Genomic DNA, 17913 nt, shown 5'->3' on the forward strand with positions numbered 1-17913 from the left:
ATTACCCGCGAGTAAGAGCGCAGTGGGTGTGTCACCTAACCGGCAGCCGATTCCTCTGCGGTATAAAACGGCCCGCAAAATTCAAGAGGCGCTGAGGCAGTCAATTGACTGTAATGCCAAGGGGCAGCGGATCGGAATCCGCTGCCCTTTTTCAGATCGCTTCGAAGCTGATATTCTGGAACAGGCTGAATGAATTTCCCTGTCCTATAACGGTCAGGATTTCGTTTCCGTTGTGAAGCAGCACCGCATCCATGCTGCCGTCTTCCGCTTCGCGGGTTTCAAGGGTCAGGGACGGGAAACCCTCGTTCTGGTCGTAGCCATAGACGATCTGGTCTTCGTCCGGATTGAAGTCGGTGATTACTGCGCCGCCGTTTTCTTCAATCCAATGGCCGGTTACGAATGTGTCGCCGTCACCTCCGCCTGTAACGGTATCATCACTGCCAAAATAGATGATGTCGTCGCCGGCTCCGCCAGAGACCTCGTCCCCAGCGGTGTCAGTGTCCTGTGAGAAATCAATTTCCAGAAGTTCCAGAATTTCTGATTCAGTGATGCCTGCAGGAGGGTTGGCTAGCAGGTCGGACGTTGCCTCGTCATTCAAGAAGCCGCTGGCAATGATAACGTCGTCTCCGGCGTCACCCATGAGCGTATCGGAGCCATCGCCGTCAATCAGCAGGTCAGCAGCATCACCGCCCCGCATGAAATCATCGCCTTCGCCGCCGAGCAGAATGTCCACACCTTCAGCGCCAAAAAGCCGATCATCGCCTTCGTTGCCCAGCACGGCGTCATCGCCTTCGCCTGCCAGGATAAGGTCGTCGCCGGTGGAGCCTGACAGCCTGTCATCCCCATCAGTCGGTTCACTGGAGGAGGCCTGCACCTCATCATCGTCGTCATCCAGCGCAATCGCCACGCCGCCTATGGTGAGGCCGATGCCGAGCAAGATCAAAAATTCCATGTCATCAATCCCATAGCTGTCTGGCAGATGGCAGTCTGCAAATACGCGCGCGGGGCGGTCTGCCAAATTGAGTAAACTCCTCAGTTCAGTATGAGGTTGTGTGAGTTTAGTCAAATACTCTTAAATATTGAATTTTCAGAAGAAACAGTCCCGCGGGAAACCGGTTATTGTCCCGTATCGCCACCCTTTCCGCGGGTCGTCCCGCAGCGTTCGGGGCGGCCGTGTGCGGAGTGAGCACAAAAGAAAACGCCCCGCAGTCGGCGGGGCGTTTGAAATGTTTTGAACCGGCGCTCAGCGCTGTTCGATGTCGACGTAGTCGCGCAGGGTTTCGCCCAGATACAGCTGGCGCGGGCGGCCGATCTTGTTCTGCGGATCGGCGATCATTTCCTTCCACTGCGAGATCCAGCCGACGGTGCGCGACAGCGCGAAGATCGGGGTGAACATCGAAGTCGGGAAGCCCATCGCCTCGAGGATGATGCCGGAGTAGAAGTCGACGTTCGGGAACAGCTTCTTTTCGATGAAGTAGGGGTCGTTGAGCGCGGTCTGTTCCAGCTCCTTGGCGACCTGCAAGAGCGGGTTGTCATCGACGCCCAGGAGCTCCAGCACTTCATCGGCGGACTGTTTCAGCACGGTCGCGCGCGGGTCGGTGTTCTTGTAGACGCGGTGGCCAAAGCCCATCAGGCGGAACGGGTCGTTCTTGTCCTTGGCGCGGGCGATGTATTCCGGAATGCGGTCGACGGTGCCGATTTCCTTGAGCATCTCCAGACAGGCCTGGTTGGCGCCGCCGTGGGCCGGGCCCCAGAGGCAGGCGATGCCGGCTGCGATGCAGGCGAACGGGTTCGCCCCGGAGGAAGACGCCAGGCGCACGGTGGAGGTGGAGGCGTTCTGCTCGTGATCCGCGTGCAGGGTCAGGATACGGTCCATCGCCCGGCTGAGGATCGGGTTCACATGGTATTCCTCGGCCGGAACCGAGAAGCACATGTGCAGGAAGTTGGCCGCGTAATCCAGATCGTTGCGCGGATACACAAACGGCTGGCCGATCGAATACTTGTAAGCCATTGCGGCGATGGTCGGCAGCTTGGCGATCAGGCGCACGGCGGCAACTTCGCGCTGCCAGGGGTCGGTCACGTCCAGCGAGTCGTGATAGAAGGCCGACATTGCGCCGACAACACCCACCAGAGTTGCCATCGGGTGCGCATCGCGGCGGAAGCCGCGGAAGAAGTTGTGCATCTGCTCATGCACCATGGTGTGACGGGTCACACGGGTCTCGAAATCCTCGAGCTGGGCTGCGGTCGGCAGTTCACCGTAGAGCAGCAGGTAGCAGACCTCGAGGTAATGCGATTTGGACGCCAGCTGGTCGATCGGGTAGCCGCGGTGCAGCAGCTCGCCTTTGTCGCCATCAATATAGGTGATGGTGCTGTCGCAGCTGGCGGTGGAAGTGAAGCCCGGGTCGTAGGTGAACACACCTGCCTGCGCGTAGAGCTTGCGGATGTCGACAACATCGGGCCCGGCCGTCGGCGAGAAAATGGGCAGCTCAAAGCTTTCGCCATCCAGCGTGAGCGTGGCTGATTTCTGTGTGTCGGTCATAAATGTCCCTTCCTGTTGCAGGCACGAATACCGCCCGGTCCGGGTGCATTCATGCGGGCAGCGCCTGCGCGGTTTCGCGCAGGGGTTGTCGTATCAAAACAGGCTTTCCCGGGCGTTAAGACCGCAGTCAGCCTGTTGCGTCCTTGAGCCGGGCGAGGGTTTCCTCGCGGCCTAGAATCAGCATCATGTCGAACACCGAAGGCGTTACCGCCCGGCCGGCCAGCACCGCCCGCAAGGGGCCTGCCAGTTTGCCGAACTTGGTATCATAGGCTTCTGCAAATCCGTTCAGAAGCGCCTCCAGATCGTCACGGACCCAGCTAGCATTTTGCAGCTGCGGCGTCAATTCTTCCAGTATACCATCGGATACAGAAGTCAGAGCCTTTTCTGCCTTCGCGTCCCGGTCAAGAGGCCGTGAAGCAAGGATAAAATGCGCTTTTTCAAGCAGTTCAGGGAAGGTGCGCGCGCGGTCCTTGAGGCAATACATCGCACGCTCGAGACCTTGTGACTGCGCGTCAGTCAGGGCGGGTTCCCCGGCAGCCGCCAAATAGGCGCAGATTTCCTGCCGCAGTGCGGCATCATCGCCGATGGCAATGTGCTGGCCGCAGAGATTCTCCAGCTTCTTGGTGTCGAACCGGGCCGGGCTTTTGCCGATGCCGCCGAGATTAAACCACTCTTTGGCCTGCGCGTCCGTAAAAAACTCGTCATCGCCGTGTGACCAGCCGAGACGCGCCAAGTAGTTGCGCATGCCGGCAGCCGGATAGCCCATCGCCTGGTATTCCTGTGCGCCAAGCGCGCCGTGGCGCTTGGAGAGCTTCTTGCCATCGGCGCCGTGGATCAGCGGGATATGCGCCCAGACCGGCACGTCCCAGCCCATCGCCTGGTAGATCATCATCTGGCGGGCGGCGTTGTTCAGGTGGTCGTCGCCGCGGATCACATGGGTCACGCCCATGTCGTGGTCGTCGACCACCACCGCCAGCATATAGACCGGGGTGCCGTCGGAGCGCAGCAGAATCATGTCATCCAGCTGGTCGTTGCGGATGGTAACGTCGCCCTGCACCTCATCCTGGATCACGGTGGCGCCGTCCTGCGGCGCCTTGATGCGGATCACATAAGGCGCGTCCGGGTGGCTGGCGGCATCCGCGTCGCGCCAGGGAGAGCGATAGAGCGTCGATTTGCCCTCTGCCTTGGCCTGATCGCGGAAGGCGGCGATTTCTTCCTGGGTGGCAAAGCATTTATAGGCCTTGCCCTCGGCCAGAAGCTGTTTCGCGACTTCGGCGTGGCGGTCCGCGCGCTCAAACTGGCTGATCACCTCGCCGTCGTGATCCAGGCCCAGCCATTCCATGCCCTGCAGGATGGCCGCGGTGGCTTCCGGCGTGGAGCGTTCGCGGTCGGTATCCTCGACCCGCAGCAGGAACTTGCCGCCGCGGCCGCGGGCATAGAGCCAGTTGAACAGCGCGGTACGGGCGCCGCCGATATGCAGATAGCCGGTGGGAGAGGGCGCGAAGCGGGTGACAACCGGTTGGGTCATGTGCAGGATTTACCTTTTGGAAACCATGTGAGGCGTAGAGTTTCCGCCTGTCTACCGGGCCAGAAGGCGGGGGGCAAGCATGGGGCTTGGAACTGCAGTCAGCGACGTTCTGCAAGGCCAGCGCGGCAACCTGTTTCCCTGGGTGCCGGTGTTTCTGGGTGCCGGGATCGGAGCCTATTTCAGCCTGAAAACCGAGCCGGGCACCGCGGCAATAACCGCGTTGGGCTGTGCGTCGCTGCTGCTGGGGGCTTGCGCGCTGTTGCGGCGGCCTATGGCCTTTCTGTGCTGGGTTCCAGCGCTTCTGGCGGCGGGGATTTGCCTGGCGTTTGCACGCACCCATCTGGTGGCCGCTCCGGTACTGGACTTCCGCTATTACGGACCGGTTGAGGGTCGGGTGGTGACTGTCGACCGCTCTCCCACGGACGCGCTGCGGCTGACGCTGGATCAGGTGCGGCTGGATCTGGTTGCGCCGGAGGATACGCCCGCGCAGGTCAGGGTTTCACTGAAGGAGCAAGCGGACATACCGCCGCCCGGCGCGCGGGTGATGACCACCGCGCATCTCTTGCCGCCGCAGGGGGCGGCGGAGCCGGGCGGTTTCGACTTCCGCCGCCATGCATGGTTCAAACAGCTGGGCGGGCTGGGATATACCCGCGTGCCGGTGCTGCTGGCCGAAGCCCCCGGAGATGACAAACCGGTTGAGCAGCTGCGCAGATCGCTGGCGCAGTATTTGCAAAAACAGCTGCCGGGCGAGGCCGGCGGGTTTGCCGCGGCTGTGACAGCCGGCGACCGCAGCGGCGTGGGTGAGGAAACACTGACCGCGCTGCGGCAGAGCAACTTGGCGCATCTGCTGGCAATTTCAGGCCTGCATATGGGGCTGCTGACGGGCTTTGTCTTTGCAGCGCTTAGAACTCTGATGTGCATGGTACCCTGGGTTGCGTTGCGCTGGCCGGTCAAGAAACTGGCCGCAGTTGCTGCGCTGGCCGCGGGGGCCGGGTATCTGCTGCTGTCGGGCGGCAATGTCGCGACAGAGCGCGCCTTTGTCATGGTGGCGGTGATGTTCGGCGCGGTGCTCTTGAACCGCCGGGCGGTCACCCTGCGCGCGGTCGCGGTGGCGGCGGTGATCGTGTTGCTGAGGCGGCCGGAAAGCCTGCTGAGCCCTGGTTTCCAGATGAGCTTTGCCGCCACCGCAGCGCTGGTGGCCGTATTTGCCGCGCTGCGGGACGGGCAGGTGCCGCTGGGGCCGCGCTGGCTGCGGCCTGTCTTGGCGCTGGTTGTCTCCTCCGCGGTGGCCGGGGCGGCAACGGCCCCCTTTGCGGCGGCGCATTTCAATACCATTCCGCATTACGGCCTGCTGGCAAACCTTCTGTCGGTACCGGTGATGGGCACGGTTGTGATCCCCGCTGTGGTGCTGGCGCTGTGCCTGGCGCCGCTGGGGCTGGAGTGGATCGGACTGACAGTGATGCAATGGGGCTTGGACTGGATCCTGATGGTGGCCAGTACCGTATCCGGCTTTGACGGTGCAGTGTCGCATGTGGCGGCGCCAGTGCCCTGGGTGCTGCCGCTGCTGGCCGGAGGGTTCGTCTTTGCGGTGGCCTGGCAGGGGCGGTTGCGGCTGGCAGGTCTGCTGCCAGCCGCAGCAGCTTTTGCTCTCTGGACCTCATCCGGGCGTCCCGACATCCTGATTGCCGACTCCGGCGGGCTGATCGGGGTGATGGAAGCAGATGGCCGTGCGCTGTCGCGCGCCAAGGGGCAGGCGTTCACCGCCGGGATCTGGCTGGAGAACGACGGCGATCCGGCACCTCAGCCTGTTGCCGCTGCCCGCTGGGAAGAAGGGCTGGACCGGATTCCGGTCTGGCAGGGCGCGGGCTACCGTCTGCTGCACGCGCCGGGAAAGCGTAAGCTGGCGGCTGTAAGCGGCTGCAACGAAAAGGACATAATCATTTCCACTGTGCCGGGCGACGGCAATTGCCTGCTGCTGACACCGGAGGTAATGCGGCAGACCGGCAGTATTGCCATGACACGCGAAGGTGAGATCCTGACAGCGCGGGAGGCTGCAGGCGAGCGGCCCTGGACCGGCTGGCAGCCGGAGGGGCGGGAAATCCGCCGCCTGCGGCAGCTGCTGAGTGGAGCTGGAGGTCAGTAGGTGCGGATCAGGCCGACCAGGCGGCCCTGGACCTGAACCATGTCTTCGGGATAGCGGCGGGTTTCATAGGCCGGGTTGGCGGCCTCCAGCGCGATCATCGACCCCTCGCGGTAGTAGCGTTTCAGCGTTGCCTCCTGGCCTTCGACCAGCGCCACCACGATGTCGCCGTTGTCGGCGGCAGCGCTTTCGCGGATCACCACGATGTCGCCATCGTTGATACCGGCCTCAATCATGGAATCGCCCTTCACTTCCAGCGCGTAGTGCTGGCCGCCTGTGGCAATCATGCCCCCTGGCACTGCGACCTGATGAGAAACCTGGCTGATCGCCTCAATCGGAACACCGGCAGCGATGCGGCCCATCACCGGCAGTTCAACCGCCGCTTGGCGCAGCGGGTCCGCCGAAGCGCGGGCAGGAGCGGTGGTTTTGGCCTGACCGCCGTCAATCACCTTGGGGGCAAACCCCTGCGGTTCGCCAGTGCCGCCAAGGCTTTCTGGCAGGCGGATAATTTCAATGGCACGCGCACGGTGAGGCAGGCGGCGGATGAAGCCGCGCTCCTCCAGCGCTGTGATCAGCCGGTGGATGCCGGATTTCGACCTGAGGTCGAGTTCGGTCTTCATTTCGTCAAAACTGGGGGGCACGCCATCGCGTTGCAGGCGTTTGTGAATGAATTCCAGCAGTTGAAGTTGCTTCTTTGTGAGCATCGCCGCTCCCTCCGTGCCTCAGGTTTTCTTTTGTTCTACGCATGTTCACGTTTTGTGTCAACATGGCTGTATCTGAAGAATGGCAGCGACAGGCCCGGAGGCTGCCGCCACCGGTTTGAGTATTTGTGCAAAGAAGAAGCGGGGTCAGACGGGGAGGTATTGCACCGCTTCGCCTGCCGCACGGGCGCTGTCATCTGGTGCACGCACCAGGAGGGCATTGGCCTCTGCTAGCACGGTGAGGAGCGAGCTGTCCTGGTTTTCAAAGGCTGTCAGCTGGCCGTTTTCGACCTGCGCCCGCATGTAATGCTCCCGCGGGCCGTTTTCCGGCAGGGCAGCCGCCAGGGTGGCCGTGCGCAGCTGCGCGGCCTCCGCCGGCAGTCCCAGCATGGTACGGATCACCGGCGCTAGGAACACGTGGCCGCAGACCATGGCGGAAACCGGGTTGCCGGGCAGGCCGACCATTGCAGCACTGCCCATGCGGCCGGCCATCAGCGGTTTGCCGGGGCGCATGGCAACCTTGTAGAAGCTGCGCTCCATCCCGAGGTCCTGCGCCACCTTTCCTACCAGATCGTGATCGCCGACCGAGGCGCCGCCGATGGTGACAACCAGGTCGGCGCCCTCTGCCAGTTCAAACGCGGTGCGCAGGGAGCTTTCGGTGTCGCGGGCGATGGGAAGGATGCGGGCGCGGGCGCCAATGCCCTCCAGCATCGCCTTGAGACCGAAGGTGTTGGAGGCGATGATCTGATCCGGTCCGGGCGCATCCCCGGGCATCACCAGTTCGTCGCCGGTGGAGATCAGCGCAACCTCCGGGCGGCGTGTGACGGGGACCGCGGGGATGTTCATCGCGGCCAGCAGGGCAACGTCTGCAGGCGTCAGCAGCCGCGGCGCGCTGACGGTCTGGCCATCGGTGAAATCACCGCCGCGGGGGCGGATATTGTGGTTGATGCCGGGCGCATCCGTGATGGTGATGAGGTCGCCGCTGCGGGTCACATCCTCTTGAATGACAACGAAACTTGCGCCTTCCGGCACCGGGGCGCCGGTGAAGATCCGCACTGCCTGGCCTGCGCCCACACGGCCAGCGAAAGCGTGGCCGGCTGCGGCCTCGCCGATCACCTTGAACATGGCGTGCAGCTCAACTTCGGCGGCGTTCACCGCGTAGCCATCCATGGCGGAGGCGGAGAACGGCGGCTGGTCGCGGCGGGCCTGGACGTCACGGGCGAGCACCCGGCCTGCGGCCTGGTCCAGCGGAACTTCCTCGGTTTCCAGCTGGCTGACAAGCGCCAGAAGACGCGCACGGGCTTCGCTGACAGGTATCATTTACGCCTCGTACCGGCCTGATTTTCCGCCATCTTTCAGAGTCACGCGGATTCCACCGATCTGCATTGCCTTATCCACGGCCTTGGCCATGTCATAGACGGTGAGCGCGGCGGTGGAGACGGCGGTGAGCGCCTCCATCTCAACCCCGGTCTGGCCGGTGGTTTTGACAGTGGCCTCGACCCGCACGCCGGGCAGGTCCGGGTCCAGTGTCAGTTCCACCGCGACCTTGGTCACCGGCAGCGGGTGGCAGAGCGGGATCAGGTCCGGTGTCTTCTTGGCCCCCATGATACCGGCAAGGCGGGCCACAGACAGAACGTCACCCTTTTTGGCGCGGCCTTCGGCAATGATATCAAAGGTTTCCTGCGCCATGGTGATGTGGCCCTCGGCGGTGGCGATGCGCGAGGTCACTGCCTTGTCCGAGACGTCGACCATATGGGCGTCGCCCTTGGTGTCGAAATGGGTGAGGCTCATGAGGCTCTCCTTACATCATGCCCGGCATCAGCGGGTTGGCGAGCAGCGCACGGGTGGCGCCGGCCACATCATCCTGCCGCATCAGGCTCTCGCCGATCAGGAAGGTGCGGGCGCCGTAGCGGGCCATATCGCTGAGGTCCGCAGGGGTGAACAACCCGCTTTCGCAGACGATGGTGCGATCGGCAGGCACCATGCGGGACAGCGTGCGGGTGGTGTCCAGCGTGGTCTCAAAGGTTTTGAGGTTGCGGTTGTTGATGCCCATCAGCGGTGATTTCAGGTTGCAGGCACGTTCCAGTTCTTCCGCGTCATGCACTTCCAAGAGCACATCCATGCCCCACTCAAAGGCACTTTCCTCCAACTCCTGCGCCTGGGCGTCGGAAACCGAGGCAAGGATGATCAGGATGCAGTCAGCCCCCAGCGCGCGGGCTTCGGCGACCTGATAGGTGTCGTACATGAAATCCTTGCGCAATGCGGGCAGGGAGCAGGCGGCGCGGGCCTGGGTAAGGAACTCCTTGGCGCCCTGGAAACTGGGAGTGTCCGTCAGCACCGACAGGCAGGTGGCGCCGCCGTCTTCATAAGCCTTGGCGAGTTCCGCAGGTTCAAAATCGGGGCGGATCAGGCCCTTGGAAGGACTCGCCTTCTTGATCTCGGCAATCAGGCCGTAGCCGGAGCGGTTAGCTTGCATCAGGCTTTTGGCGAAACCGCGCACCGGGGAGGCATTCTTCGCCTCGGCCTCGACCGCCTCAAGCGGTTTGGCGGCCTTGTCCGCGGCCACTTCCTCGAGCTTGTAGGCCTTGATCTTGTCGAGCACGTTTTCGGTCATTCCAGTTCCACTCATGCCTGGGCCTCCGTTCCTGCGTTCCAGTCTATGGCATCCTCGCCGCGGGCGGTAAGCCAATTGTTCACTTTTGAAAAGGGCCGGGACCCGAAGAAACCGCGCCGCGCCGACAGGGGCGAGGGATGGGCGGTTTTCAGGATCAGGTGATCGCCCGGTTTGATATGTTTTTCAAGCTTTTGCGCCGCATTTCCCCAGAGAATGTAGGCCGTCGGGGTTTCCGAGGTCTGCTCCAGTACCTGGTGAACCAGGTGGTGCCAGCCGAGATTCTTGTGGCCGTTTGCTTCACCCGCTGGGACCGAGAGAGCGGTGTTCAGCAAAAGCACACCCTGTTGCGCCCATGGGCGCAGGTCCGCGTTGGGGCGGGTGACACCAAGGTCCTCCTGCAGCTCCTTGTAAATATTGGACAAAGAGCGGGGAAGGGGGCGCACATGCGGTTCTGCCGAGAAGGCCAGTCCGTGAGCGTGGCCGGGTGTGGGATAGGGGTCCTGGCCCAGGATCACCACGCGGGTGTCCTGCGGCTGGGTCAGTTCCAGCGCCGCAAACCGCTGGTGCGCGGGCGGCAGAATGTCCCGGGCGTCCGCTGCGATCGCGGCGGCAATGCCCGGCCATTGATCCTGAAAGAACGGCAGGCTGGACCAGGCGCCCAGCCCTGCGGGCAGACCGGTCATGCGGCTGAGGTGATCCGGGCCAGCGCCTCGACCTTGGCCTTGGCGGCGCCGCTGTCGATCGACTCGGCGGCCAGCGCGGCGCCTTCCTTGAGGTCTGCGGCCTTGCCTGCGACGACCAGTGCGGCGGCGGCGTTCAGCAGCACCGCGTCGCGGTAGGCCGAAGGCGTGCCCTGCAGCAGAACCCGGAAGGCCATGGCGTTCTCCTCCGGCGTGCCGCCGATAATCTTGTCAAAGGAATGCACCGGAAGGCCCGCGTCCTCAGGGTGCAATTCGACATCGCGGATGGTGCCGTCTTCCTCCAGCGCGGAAACCCAGCTGACACCGGTGATGGTCAGCTCATCCGTGCCATCGGAGCCATGCACGAGCCAAGCGCGATCTGAGCCAAGCGCCTTGAGCGTTTCCGCCATCGGGCGGATCATCTCGCGGCTGAAGGCGCCGGTCAGCTGGCGTTTGACGCCTGCCGGGTTGGTGAGCGGGCCGAGGATGTTGAAGATAGTGCGGGTGCCCAGCTCCTGGCGGGTTGGCATCACATGAGCCACTGCCGGGTGGTGCATCGGCGCCATCATGAAACCGATCCCGGCTTCATTTATTGCCTTTTCAACCACTTCCGGCCCGACCATCACGTTGATGCCCATTTGGGACTGCATGTCGGCGGTGCCGGATTTGGAGCTGAGATTGCGGTTTCCGTGCTTGGCGACCACAACGCCGGCGCCCGCGGCGACAAAGGCGGTGGCGGTGGAGATATTGAGGGTATTTTTGCCGTCGCCGCCGGTGCCAACGATATCCATCGCACCGGCCGGGGCCTTCACCGGATTGCATTTGGCGCGCATCACGGCGGCGGCGGCGGCGTATTCGTCAACGCTTTCACCTCGGGTGCGCATCGCCATCAGCAGGCCGCCGATCTGGCTGGGCGTGGCTTCGCCCTCAAACAGCAGGGTGAAGGCTTTTTCGGCTTCTTCGCGGGTCAGGGATCGCTCGGCGGCTGCACCGATCAGCGGCTTCAGCTGGTCGCTCATGCCGGCACCTGCATCACGTCGAGGAAGTTTTTCAGCAGCGCATGGCCGTGTTCCGAGGCGATGGATTCCGGGTGGAACTGGACGCCGTGGATCGGCAGCTCCTTGTGCTGCAGGCCCATGATGGTGCCGTCTTCCAGTTCAGCCGTGATTTCCAGGCAATCGGGCAGGCTTTCGCGCTCCACCACCAGGGAGTGGTAGCGGGTTGCCTCAAAAGGTGTCGGTAAACCCTTGAAAACGCCGGTGTCCTTGTGGTGCATCATGCCCATCTTGCCGTGCACGATCTCGTGGCAGCGGACCACCTTGCCGCCAAAGGCCTGGCCGATGGTCTGGTGGCCAAGGCAGACACCCATCAGGGGCGTCTTGGTCTCCGCCGCGGCTTCTGTCAGGGCGAGGCAAATGCCGGCCTGATCCGGGTCGCACGGGCCGGGCGACAGCAGAATGCCTGCGGGCTTCATCGCCATCGCTTCCTGCACGTTGATGGCGTCGTTGCGGTGCACTTCCATTTCGGCGCCAAGCTCGCCGAGGTAATGGACGAGGTTGTAGGTGAAGGAATCGTAGTTATCGATCAGCAGCAGCATCTTGCGGGCTCTTTTAAGGGTGGCGGGCGGGGTGCGCGCCGCAGTATAGTGGTTGCAACATACTTGTTCAGGGATACGGGGCAGCGTCAAGGGCAGGAAAGGCGAATGCAGGGGCGAACCGGCACAAGGATCGCGCAGGCAGGCTGATACGGCGCAGCACCTCAGAAAGATTGAGAGGCAAAACAGGCATGCGTGGATTTCTGGGCGGCGTGAGTGTCGGGGCATTACTGGCGGCTGGCGGGCTGGCGATGCTGTCATTGTCAGTGCCTTTGCCGCAGATGGCGGCCAAGCCGGAACAAGCGCCAGAGCCCGCCGAAGAGACCGCAGGCGGCACATCTGAACCAGCGGAAAATACAGGTTCAACGGAACTTGAAGCGGTTTCGCATGACCCCGGCGATGCGCCGCAGATGCCCAATGGAGGAAGCGGCGAAGCAGACGTCCCCGGCAATGGCCAAGGACGGGACGCAGACCTGGCTGAAGTTCAGCCAGAAGTGCCCATCAGCGGGACTGCACAGGATGATCTGAGCGCCCTTGCGGGTGCCGATACCACGCCAGCGCAGAAACCAGCAGTTGGGCTGTCCACCTCCGCAGAAGGCTCGGAAAGCCTGGCATTGGCCGAAGCACCGGTCACGGCGGACACTGCGTCTGTACCCCAGCCGCAGGCTGTGCTGCCTGCGGTGCCTGAAGCACCGCGCAGCGAAAGCGCAGTAGAGGCCGCGACGGAGCCTGCGCCGGAACCGGAAGGCAACGGTGAAACGGTGGTAACTGCGACGATTGGGGCCCAGGAACCTGAAACGGCGCCCAAGACAGTTGGAGCACCGGATACCCGTACCGTTCAGACCCCGGATATCGGTTCCGCTCCGCAGGCGACCACATTGCCGGTTATCAGCGCAGCCCCTGCTGTGCCAGACGCATCAGAGAACGGCAGCGGTGCGGCTGAACCCGGCGCAAATGAGCCGGAAGCTGCCGCAGAAGCCGCCGATCCTGCTTCGCTGACACCGAGCATCGGAACACCGGTTGTGCCGCTTACTGAGCGGGACGAGCAGGAAGCAGTTTCTGCTGCAGGCGGACCAGACGCCACCCCCTTTTCGGCCAATTCCGAACCGTTCTTCAATCCCGAGGACCGGCCCCTGATGTCGATCGTGCTGATTGACGATGCGGGCGCTGTCGGGTCGGAGGCGCTGGCGGAATTCCCCTATCCCTTGAGCTTTGCCATTGACCCCGAAGACCCGGAGGCCGCCGGGAAAATGGCGGCGCGCCGGGCTGCCGGGTTTGAAGTTCTGATGCTGGCCGACCTGCCGCGCGAAGCCTCGCCGCAGGACGCGGAAACGGCATTTGAGGTCTGGAGGAGCAAGCTGCCCGAGGCCATGGCAATCCTGGAAGGGGTGGAGACCGGCGTGCAGGGCAACCGGGCGCTGGCGGATCAGGTGGCGGCATATGCCGCCGCTGTCGGCTATGGGCTGCTGACCCAGGACAGCGGTCTCAATACCGTGCAGAAACTGGCACTGCGCGATGGCGTGCCGGCCGGGGTGGTGTTCCGCGACTTTGACGGTGCGGGTCAGGATCCGCGGGCAATCCGGCGGTTCCTGGATCAGGCGGCGTTCCGGGCCGGGCAGGAAGGTGCAGTCATCATGCTGGGCCGTCTGCGCCCGGATACGATCTCAGCTTTGCTGTTGTGGGGGCTGCAGGACCGGGCAGAGCGGGTGGCACTTGCGCCAGTCTCGGCCAGCCTTGAGTCGCTGCTGCCCGGCAAGTGAGTACTGCCAAATGAAAACGGCGCCCTGAAAGGGCGCCGCTGCCTCCGGCGGGGGTATTTTCAACCAGAAAGAAGCCGCAGCGCGGCAAGCCTGTGCATCAGCTATTGCCGCTGCCAGTAAAGCGTGCGGCATCGGCGGCTGCGCGGCGGATGGCGTTGGATTTATGGACGGTCTCCATATATTCCGCCTCCGGGTCGCTGTCGTACACAACGCCGCCGCCGGCCTGGATATAGAGGTTCTGATCCTTGACGATGGCGGTGCGCAGGGCGATGCACATGTCCATGTCGCCGCCAGCCGAGAAATAGCCGACGCCGCCGCCGTAGATGCCGCGCTTCTCCGGTTCCAGTTCGTCGATGATTTCCATCGCCCGCACCTTGGGCGCGCCGGAGACGGTGCCCGCGGGCATACCGGCAAAGAAAGCGTCGAGCGCGTCCTTGTCCTCTGCCAGTTCCCCCACCACGTTGGAGACGATGTGCATCACGTGGCTGTAACGCTCGATGATGAATTTCTCGGTTGGGCGCACGGTGCCGATCTTGGCCACCCGGCCGGTGTCGTTGCGGCCCAGATCCAACAGCATCAGGTGTTCGGCCAGTTCCTTCTTGTCGGCCAGCAAATCCGCTTCCAGCGCCTTATCTTCTTCGGGTGAGGCGCCGCGCGGGCGGGTGCCCGCGATCGGGCGGATGGTGACCTCCTGCCCGAAAACACGGACGAGGATTTCCGGTGATGCCCCGACAACCTGGAAGCCGCCAAAGTTGAAGTAGAACATGAAGGGCGACGGATTGGTGCGCCGCAGCGAGCGGTAAAGTGCAAACGGCGGCTGGCGGAATTCCTGGGTCCAGCGCTGTGCCGGAACGACCTGAAAGATGTCGCCTGCGCGGATATATTCCTTGGCCTTCTCCACCGCGGCCATGTAGCCGTCCTTGGTGAAGTTCGAGACCGGCGGGGAAACTTCGTGCGCGTCGCCGAGGTCGCGGCTTTCGGCGGGCATGGCGCGTTCCAGATCGCGCACCGCGTCCATCACCCGTTCGGCGGCCTGGGCATAAGCAGCCTTGGCGGTCTGGCCGTCGCTGGACCAGACGGGGGATACCACGGTGACCTCACCCTTGACGCCGTCCAGAACCGCAATGACCGAGGGGCGCAGCATCAGCGCATCGGGCAGGCCGAGCGGGTCGGGGTTCACGTCCGGCAGATGCTCAACCAGGCGGATCATGTCATAGCCGAGGTAGCCAAAGAGGCCGGCCGCGGCCTGAGGCAGATCATCCGGCAGGTCAATCTTGCTCTCGGCAATCAGCGCCCGCAGGTTGTCCATCGGGTTTCCGTCCTGCGGGGTGAAGTCATCCGCGTCAAACCGCGCCGAGCGGTTCAGGGCTGACTGCTCCCCGTGGCAGCGCCAGACTAGGTCCGGTTTCATTCCGATGATTGAGTAGCGCCCGCGCACTTCGCCGCCGGTCACCGATTCAAGCATGAAGGCGTCCTTCTGGGCGCCGGTCAGCTTGAGCATCAGTGACACCGGCGTGTCGAGATCTGCAGCAAGGCGGGTGTAGACGACTTGGTTTTCGCCGGCCTCATAGGCTTTGGCGAACGTGTCGAAATCGGGGGTCAGGGCCATGGGTCAAGTGCCTTGATTACTGGAAGTTCGCCTGCGCTGCGTTCAGCGCCTGCTGGTCTACACGGGGTTCGGCGCGGGTCTGGACGTCCTGCGTATAGGCCTGGAACAGCTCCTGCGCCAGCGACTGGTCCAGCTGCGCCTGAAGTGCCTGGGTCAGCAGGGTCATGTCGTCGCTTGCCTCCGGCGGCAGGATGGCGTCGAGGCGGACAACCACGGCGGATTCTGCATCCTGCACCAGGCGGAAATCGCCAAGCTCCATTTCAAAGGCACCTGCGACCAGACCGGCCGGCACGGTGTCGATATAGGCTGTGCGGGTGAGGCCGGTTTCTGTTTTCACTTCGGCGTCCTCAGAAAATCCATCTGTTGCCTCTGCCTGCGCCAGCAACGCTTCGCCCTGATCCTTCAGCGCCACAGCAATCCGATCCGCCTGCCAGGCGGCCAGGATCTTGTCCTTGGCATCACCAAAGGGTTCCGGGCGTTCCGGAAGGGTGTCATCCAGGCGGAGGGCAAACAGGCTGCCGTCCTCAAGGAAGCCAACCTCGGGGAAGTCGTCTGCAGTGACGGCAGCGGCGGCGGTGCGGAAGCCCTCATAGGCTGCAATGTCATCGCTGCTGTCCTCGGTCCAATTGATCTGGGCCAGCTCCAGGCCGCTGTCGGTTGCCAGCTCCTCCAGCGTGGCGCCGCCGGCCAGCATGTCGTCAATGTCCTCGGCCTGAGTTTCCACCAGGCGGCGGGCGCGGTCGGAGGCCAGTTCCTCCACCAGTTCCGGCTTGGCGTCATCAAAGGTGGTGATCTGAGCCTCAAGCCGGCCGTTCACACGGTAGAGCGCCGGGCCAAGGTCCGAGGGCAGGGGGCCTGCCACGGTGCCCACCTCAGCAGCAAAGACATCAGTGCCGGCTGCGCCAAGGTCGCCCATGGTGACGTCGCCCATGTCGATGTCCTGAAGTGTCAGGCCGCGGGTCTCGACCAGGCTTTCGAAGGTGGCACCGCCGGTTTCCAGCTGCGCCTTGGCGCTGGCGGCGGCTTCCTCATCGCCAAACACCAGACGTTCGACCAGACGGCGTTCGGGAACCTGATACTGATCAGAGCGGTCCTCGAACAGGCGCTGCAGCTGGGCTTCGTCCACTTCGATCTCATCCAGCAGCATGGAAGGGCGCAGGGCGGCGTAGGTGATGACCTTGGTTTCCGGCAGCATGAACTGGTCCTGATTGGCCTCGTAGAAAGCTTTCAGGTCCGCGTCCGATGGCACCTCAGCTGTCAGGGCGATTTCCGCGGCATTGATCTGCACATAGGAGAAGCTGCGGCGGGCGCCGATGTAGCTGGTCAGGGTTTCGGTCAGGGTATCGGGCATTTTTGCGCCGGACAGTACCGCGCTTTGCACGATGGTGCGGGCGGCCTCGCGGCGCAGGTCTTCTTCGAATTCCTTTTCAGTGAGGCCGGCATTGCGCAGAGCAAAGCTGTAGGCCTCGCGGTCGAACTGTCCGTTCACACCCTGGAAGGCGTCGATGGCGGCCAGTTCCTCGATCAGGTTTTCATCACCCAGCGACAGGCCAAGGCTTTTAGCCTCGTGATCCAATGCCGCGAGGGAAATCAGGCGGCCCAGAACCACCCGGTCGAGGCCGAAAGCGGTCATCTGCGCCATGGACATGGCCTGACCGGTCTGCGCCTGCAGGGCACGCTGCTCGCGCTGCAGCTCACGCACATAGGTGCCAATGCTAACATCCTCGTCACCGACCTGCGCGACGGAGGAAGAGGAGCTGGAGAAATTCACGGCGCCAAAGCCGGCAAGGCCGACAATCAGCATCCCCATCAGGATCCAGACGAAGGTTTTGGATAGATGTTTCATGCCTGCGGCCATGATGCCCTCTTTATTGTTCTGCCGCGCAAGGGGGTGCCTTGCAGCGGGAAATGCCGCTGACTGAATACGCGGCTGCCCGCAGAGGGGCAAGATGAATGCAGCGCAAACTGCTGGATGGTCAGGGATTAAACGCGGCCAAGCGTTCAAACAGCGTGTGAATGCCCGCGCGGTCCACATTGGCAAAGGCAATGCGGAACTGGCGGGCACCGTCCGGGTCGCCCTCGGGCATGAACATTGAGCCCGGCAGCATCAGGATGGACGCCTCCTTTACCAGCTTGCGAGCAATCTGGTCCGCGGGCTGGTCGAACGGGTGTTCGACATAAGCGAAATAGGCGCCGCAACCGAGGAGTTTCCAGCCGTTTGCGGCCAGCACCGGAAAGCCTTCCTCAATCGCGAGGCGGCGGTCGAGGATCTCCAGTCGTTCGCCTGCCAGCCAGTGATGCAGGTTTTCAATGCCCCACAGCGCGCCGGCCTGCCCCAATTGCGAGGGGCAGATGGTGACGGTGTCCAGAAATTTCTCCATCTCAAACAGGCGGTCCGCTGAGGCGGCGATGGCGCCGACGCGGTGGCCGGTCAGCCGGTAGGCCTTGGAGAAGGAATAGAGGTGGATCAGGGTGCTGTCCCAATCCGGCATCTGAAACAGCCCATGCGGGGCGCCGCCGCGGCTGTCGAAGTCGCGATAGGTTTCATCTACGATCAGCGCCAAGCCGCGGCTGCGGGCGAGGCTGAAGAATGACTGGACCAGGCCGCTGGGGTATTCCACGCCGCAAGGGTTGTTGGGCGTGACCAGCACGATGGCGCGGGTGCGGTCGGTGATAAGGGCCTCAGCCGCGGCCAGATCCGGCAGCATCCCCGCGCCCACATGCAGCGGCACGGCGGTGACGCCCGCC

15 protein-coding genes are annotated in these 17913 nt (G+C 63.4%); 2 read left to right on the top strand and 13 right to left on the bottom strand.

The window, feature by feature from the left end; all coding sequences use genetic code 11:
• Positions 1-151: 151 nt before the first annotated feature.
• The 3 genes from RA24_RS06195 to gltX all read right to left on the bottom strand — a co-directional run bounded on the left by RA24_RS06195 (position 152) and on the right by gltX (position 4067).
• Entirely contained in the window at positions 152-952 is an 801-nt protein-coding gene (locus tag RA24_RS06195) for a calcium-binding protein (protein WP_039190562.1), read from the bottom strand.
• 291 nt (positions 953-1243) lie between these two features.
• Entirely contained in the window at positions 1244-2539 is a 1296-nt protein-coding gene (locus RA24_RS06200) for a citrate synthase (protein WP_019297773.1), read from the bottom strand.
• A gap of 127 nt (positions 2540-2666) precedes the next feature.
• A complete protein-coding gene (gltX, locus tag RA24_RS06205; protein WP_039190526.1) occupies positions 2667-4067 on the bottom strand; it encodes a glutamate--tRNA ligase in 1401 nt (466 codons plus the stop codon).
• 79 nt (positions 4068-4146) lie between these two features.
• On the opposite strand from gltX, the gene RA24_RS06210 reads away from it, so the two are divergent.
• A complete protein-coding gene (locus RA24_RS06210) occupies positions 4147-6210 on the top strand; it encodes a ComEC/Rec2 family competence protein (protein WP_039190528.1) in 2064 nt (687 codons plus the stop codon).
• Here RA24_RS06210 and lexA read toward each other — a convergent pair.
• The 7 genes from lexA to RA24_RS06245 all read right to left on the bottom strand — a co-directional run bounded on the left by lexA (position 6204) and on the right by RA24_RS06245 (position 11799).
• The gene (gene lexA, locus RA24_RS06215) at positions 6204-6911 is read right to left on the bottom strand and encodes a transcriptional repressor LexA (RefSeq protein WP_019297776.1); all 708 of its coding nucleotides are present in this window, start codon (positions 6909-6911) and stop codon (positions 6204-6206) included. The two genes, RA24_RS06210 and lexA, sit on opposite strands and share 7 nt — an antisense overlap.
• Positions 6912-7055: 144 nt before the next feature.
• Positions 7056-8228, bottom strand: coding sequence for a molybdopterin molybdotransferase MoeA (locus tag RA24_RS06220; RefSeq protein ID WP_039190529.1), 1173 nt, complete (start codon positions 8226-8228; stop codon positions 7056-7058).
• Positions 8229-8699, bottom strand: a complete 471-nt coding sequence (gene moaC / locus RA24_RS06225; RefSeq protein WP_019297778.1) for a cyclic pyranopterin monophosphate synthase MoaC — start codon at positions 8697-8699, stop codon at positions 8229-8231.
• Between the two features lie 10 nt (positions 8700-8709).
• Positions 8710-9522, bottom strand: a complete 813-nt coding sequence (gene trpC / locus RA24_RS06230; protein ID WP_039190531.1) for an indole-3-glycerol phosphate synthase TrpC — start codon at positions 9520-9522, stop codon at positions 8710-8712.
• Between the two features lie 11 nt (positions 9523-9533).
• Positions 9534-10205: a uracil-DNA glycosylase gene (locus tag RA24_RS06235; RefSeq protein ID WP_039190533.1), complete on the bottom strand. Its 672-nt coding sequence runs from the start codon at positions 10203-10205 to the stop codon at positions 9534-9536.
• Complete coding sequence (gene trpD / locus RA24_RS06240) at positions 10202-11221, bottom strand: anthranilate phosphoribosyltransferase (protein WP_039190534.1); 1020 nt, start codon at positions 11219-11221, stop codon at positions 10202-10204. The genes RA24_RS06235 and trpD overlap by 4 nt, the downstream gene beginning before the upstream one ends.
• The gene (locus RA24_RS06245; protein ID WP_039170188.1) at positions 11218-11799 is read right to left on the bottom strand and encodes an anthranilate synthase component II; all 582 of its coding nucleotides are present in this window, start codon (positions 11797-11799) and stop codon (positions 11218-11220) included. Before RA24_RS06245 ends, trpD begins: the two co-directional genes overlap by 4 nt.
• A gap of 188 nt (positions 11800-11987) precedes the next feature.
• Here RA24_RS06245 and RA24_RS06250 point away from each other — a divergent pair, with 188 nt between their 5' ends.
• Positions 11988-13556 carry a divergent polysaccharide deacteylase family protein gene (locus tag RA24_RS06250; protein ID WP_039190536.1) on the top strand — a complete coding sequence of 523 codons (1569 nt, stop codon included), beginning with the start codon at positions 11988-11990 and terminating at the stop codon, positions 13554-13556.
• Between the two features lie 97 nt (positions 13557-13653).
• Here RA24_RS06250 and trpE read toward each other — a convergent pair whose 3' ends face one another.
• The 3 genes from trpE to RA24_RS06265 form a co-directional block, all read right to left on the bottom strand.
• A complete protein-coding gene (trpE, locus tag RA24_RS06255; RefSeq protein ID WP_039190538.1) occupies positions 13654-15165 on the bottom strand; it encodes an anthranilate synthase component I in 1512 nt (503 codons plus the stop codon).
• A gap of 16 nt (positions 15166-15181) precedes the next feature.
• Positions 15182-17023, bottom strand: coding sequence for a SurA N-terminal domain-containing protein (locus tag RA24_RS06260; protein WP_039190540.1), 1842 nt, complete (start codon positions 17021-17023; stop codon positions 15182-15184).
• 118 nt (positions 17024-17141) lie between these two features.
• The coding region (locus tag RA24_RS06265) for an aminotransferase class I/II-fold pyridoxal phosphate-dependent enzyme (RefSeq protein ID WP_039190542.1) at positions 17142-17913 on the bottom strand (772 nt) is incomplete at its 5' end.

Source organism: Leisingera sp. ANG-M6, from assembly GCF_000813905.1.
In the GTDB taxonomy this organism is placed as follows: Bacteria; Pseudomonadota; Alphaproteobacteria; order Rhodobacterales; family Rhodobacteraceae; genus Leisingera.

Bases quoted from the DNA above. Each gene is read 5' to 3' on its own strand.
- RA24_RS06195 (WP_039190562.1), bottom strand. From the start codon at position 952: ATGGAATTTTTGATCTTGCTCGGCATCGGCCTCACCATAGGCGGCGTG.
- RA24_RS06200 (WP_019297773.1), bottom strand. From the start codon at position 2,539: ATGACCGACACACAGAAATCAGCCACGCTCACGCTGGATGGCGAAAGC.
- gltX (WP_039190526.1), bottom strand. From the start codon at position 4,067: ATGACCCAACCGGTTGTCACCCGCTTCGCGCCCTCTCCCACCGGCTAT.
- RA24_RS06210 (WP_039190528.1), top strand. From the start codon at position 4,147: ATGGGGCTTGGAACTGCAGTCAGCGACGTTCTGCAAGGCCAGCGCGGC.
- lexA (WP_019297776.1), bottom strand. From the start codon at position 6,911: ATGCTCACAAAGAAGCAACTTCAACTGCTGGAATTCATTCACAAACGC.
- RA24_RS06220 (WP_039190529.1), bottom strand. From the start codon at position 8,228: ATGATACCTGTCAGCGAAGCCCGTGCGCGTCTTCTGGCGCTTGTCAGC.
- moaC (WP_019297778.1), bottom strand. From the start codon at position 8,699: ATGAGCCTCACCCATTTCGACACCAAGGGCGACGCCCATATGGTCGAC.
- trpC (WP_039190531.1), bottom strand. From the start codon at position 9,522: ATGACCGAAAACGTGCTCGACAAGATCAAGGCCTACAAGCTCGAGGAA.
- RA24_RS06235 (WP_039190533.1), bottom strand. From the start codon at position 10,205: ATGACCGGTCTGCCCGCAGGGCTGGGCGCCTGGTCCAGCCTGCCGTTC.
- trpD (WP_039190534.1), bottom strand. From the start codon at position 11,221: ATGAGCGACCAGCTGAAGCCGCTGATCGGTGCAGCCGCCGAGCGATCC.
- RA24_RS06245 (WP_039170188.1), bottom strand. From the start codon at position 11,799: ATGCTGCTGCTGATCGATAACTACGATTCCTTCACCTACAACCTCGTC.
- RA24_RS06250 (WP_039190536.1), top strand. From the start codon at position 11,988: ATGCGTGGATTTCTGGGCGGCGTGAGTGTCGGGGCATTACTGGCGGCT.
- trpE (WP_039190538.1), bottom strand. From the start codon at position 15,165: ATGGCCCTGACCCCCGATTTCGACACGTTCGCCAAAGCCTATGAGGCC.
- RA24_RS06260 (WP_039190540.1), bottom strand. From the start codon at position 17,023: ATGGCCGCAGGCATGAAACATCTATCCAAAACCTTCGTCTGGATCCTG.